The organism is Acinetobacter sp. 766875 (genome assembly GCF_000582055.1).
GTDB classification, from domain to species: Bacteria; Pseudomonadota; Gammaproteobacteria; order Pseudomonadales; family Moraxellaceae; genus Acinetobacter; species Acinetobacter nosocomialis.
Genome location: NZ_JEXX01000050.1, coordinates 1 through 2,279 on the forward strand (window position 1 = coordinate 1; position 2,279 = coordinate 2,279).

The 2,279-nt window shown below is 36.5% G+C and carries 4 protein-coding genes and 1 pseudogene; 2 read left to right on the forward strand and 3 right to left on the reverse strand.

From position 1 onward, the window contains the following. On the reverse strand, positions 1-244 hold a 244-nt coding region (locus tag J576_RS19200), incomplete at its 3' end, for a transposase (RefSeq protein WP_033855746.1). A 92-nt stretch (positions 245-336) separates the two neighbouring features. Here J576_RS19200 and J576_RS19205 point away from each other — a divergent pair. Continuing rightward, positions 337-687, forward strand: a complete 351-nt coding sequence (locus J576_RS19205) for a hypothetical protein (protein WP_002049957.1) — start codon at positions 337-339, stop codon at positions 685-687. Between the two features lie 66 nt (positions 688-753). Next, positions 754-966, forward strand: a complete 213-nt coding sequence (locus J576_RS19210; RefSeq protein ID WP_002050123.1) for a hypothetical protein — start codon at positions 754-756, stop codon at positions 964-966. A gap of 46 nt (positions 967-1,012) precedes the next feature. Here the strand turns inward: J576_RS19210 and bioB are convergent, their stop codons facing one another. Both bioB and J576_RS19220 read right to left on the reverse strand, forming a co-directional pair. Beyond that, a complete protein-coding gene (gene bioB / locus J576_RS19215) occupies positions 1,013-2,002 on the reverse strand; it encodes a biotin synthase BioB (protein ID WP_002049782.1) in 990 nt (329 codons plus the stop codon). Between the two features lie 87 nt (positions 2,003-2,089). Then, positions 2,090-2,279, reverse strand: a pseudogene (locus J576_RS19220) (tRNA epoxyqueuosine(34) reductase QueG); the annotation flags it as partial.

The following is a 2,279-nucleotide window of genomic DNA, read 5'->3' on the forward strand; positions in this document are numbered from 1 at the left end:
TAATCAGACTTTGAACAAAACCTGTGACCATACGTAAAGAGAGTCTGAATAAAGATTTGATCATTAAACAGCATTGAATAGCGGTGTCAGAGTAAGTTTGATTTCGACCATGCTTGCCTTGTGATTGTGCATACCACTGGGTCTTTGGATCGAACCAAATGGCAATATTCCCACGATTAATGAGAGCTCGGTTATATGCGGGCCAATTGGTTGTGCGGTAGATTTTTTGTGTAGGCTTCTTCATTTGAAAATTATATTGCTGAAGAAGCCCTTAAGAACAGCTTTGTGCAACAAAGCCGTTGTGATTCAATAAAAGATCTTCTGGAGTTTGTTTCCATGAACAGCATGAAATACAGTTATAAACCGAATTATTTTTTCTTTGCTCATAAATTAGTCTTATTCTTAAAGGACTATTTACTTAAACATCCTACAGAACAGAACACGACGTTTAACTTACAAACAATTTATGATGTCTTTAGTCATGACTTAGCATCTAGCACAACGAATTTGGAAGGTATTTTAAATATTGTTGATGAGTATGTTTTAGAAACTGAAGAAGGGCTTTTGCCATTGATTAGTAGACACTCGATTAATTTAAAGAGCCATGTACTTTCTTTAGAGTTTTCACCTAAAGCGTTAAATAGCTTATTGTCAGGTCACTCATTAGTAAACCCTAAAGCGGCCTAAGGAAATTTCTTTTAAGCTTTGAATATCTCAGATAAAATTTACTTGGTTTTTTTATTTGAGTTATTCATGAGCAAAGACTACAAAGCTTTGACTTATATTGCAGATGAAAATATTTCAGATACCATTCTATGGCTTTTAAACCATCAAGATGTTTTTGAATCTTTTCAGTTTGATGTATTGAGCCAAGAATTATCGGTTACACATGCAGCAGGTAGGGATATTATTCGAGTTGGAACTTTCCTGAATGCTACTTATGGAATATTAGTAACTTCTGTATGAATGAAAAAAGCCCTGAATGATCAGGGCTTTTTTATTCTTGGTGCTGTTAAGCACTCATTGCATCTACTGATAAATCAGAAACAGTTGGCTTTGGCTTTTCAGCAGTTAAACCAAGTTTGTTAAATAATGCTTGGTCTTTACCTTCACCTGCATTTGGAGTGGTAAGCAATTTATCACCCGAAAACAGTGAGTTCGCCCCTGCCATAAATGCTAAAGCTTGATCTGAATCACTTAAAGATTCACGACCAGCAGATAAACGAATATAACTATGCGGCATAACAATACGTGCTACCGCAATGGTGCGGATCCATTCAATAACATCTAGTTTTTCAACATCAGCTAGAGGTGTACCTTCAATTGGTACAAGCATGTTAATTGGCACAGATTCTGGGTGAATAGGTAAGGTTGCTAACTCGTGTAATAAACCGATTCGATCTTCACGGCTTTCACCCAAACCAACAATACCACCACTACATACTTTCATACCTGCTTGGCGTACATAATCCAAAGTATTCAAACGGTCATCAAAAGTACGTGTGCTAATAATGTGAGAATAGTACTCACGAGAGGTATCTAGGTTATGGTTGTAATAATCTAAACCAGCATCTTTTAGGCGTTCTGCTTGTGATTGGTTAAGCATACCTAATGTCATACAGGTTTCCATACCTAATGCTTTAACTTCACGTACCATTTCTAAAACATATGGCATATCGCGTTCATGTGGGTTACGCCAAGCAGCACCCATACAAAAACGAGATGAACCTGAATCTTTTGCAGCTTTTGCTTCGCTAATTACTTTTTCAACAGCAATACGTTTTTCTGCTTCTAATTTTGAATCGTAATGTGCAGATTGAGAGCAATATTTGCAATCTTCAGGACATTTACCCGTTTTAATCGATAAAAGGGTGCTGACCTGAATTGTATTGGCAGTGAAGTGCTCACGGTGTACTTGCTGAGCCTTAAAAACTAAATCCAAAAAAGGTTGTTCATATAGAGCTTGGATTTCTTCACGAGTCCAATCATTACGTAGAGTCATTGTCATATCCATGATGATGGCATTAATTCACTGTACATAATCATACAGAATTCGTATTAAAGCTATAGGGCAAAAAACATCATTTTTTTAATTTGATAGCTGAAGTTGATTAAGTTGCTGTTCAATTGCCCAATCAATATGCACATTGACGATTTCGTCATGTAAATTTTTGCCTTTGTGTAGCTGATCTACAATTTCTTTTGAGTACGGTGCATTGCCTAAACCGATAGCAATATTGCGCTTAAATGACTGATAACCTGTGCGTCGTATTGGACTA